General features: G+C 39.9%; 1 protein-coding gene. It reads right to left on the bottom strand.

Annotation, left to right across the window (positions count from 1 at the left end):
- Window positions 1-406 (bottom strand): helix-turn-helix domain-containing protein (locus UYI_RS0131440; protein ID WP_016870656.1); only part of this gene is annotated, 406 nt, incomplete at its 3' end.
- Window positions 407-471 lie beyond the last annotated feature (65 nt).

Genomic DNA, 471 nt, shown 5'->3' with positions numbered 1-471 from the left:
GGCGTATTGTTTCGTCAGAAATTGAATCTACTATCCCAAGATTCACTAGGTGATCTGCTAGTAGTTGCATTGTCCAACGCACTCTTCCTTCTGGTGGGTCAGAACAAGCAGTCGCAATCAATAATGCTTCTTGCTTTTCATCTAACTTTTTCGCTTTTGGTGGATGTTTTTCATCCTCTAACGCACAATTCAATCCCCCCATCACAAATTTTTCTCTTGTTCTTTGTACTGTGGCAACATGAACTCTAACTCTATCTGCGATCGCCGAGTCTGTCTCATCTTCAGATGCCATCAAAAGAATGTTTGCACGGGTTATACTTCTTGCCTTGTGTTTACCTTTCTTAATTATCGATTGTAGTTGAGCAACTTCATCTTCACTCAAGTCAACAACGTATTTTTTTGCCATGTTATACCCTGTTTTTGGCTAGTTTACCAATTACAGGTATGACTTAGCAAAGTTAGCTTGGTGGA

The sequence above is a fragment of the Fischerella muscicola PCC 7414 genome (assembly GCF_000317205.1).
In the GTDB taxonomy this organism is placed as follows: Bacteria; Cyanobacteriota; Cyanobacteriia; order Cyanobacteriales; family Nostocaceae; genus Fischerella; species Fischerella muscicola.
Note: the sequence above shows the minus strand (reverse complement) of the source record. Positions and strands in the feature narration are given on the sequence as shown.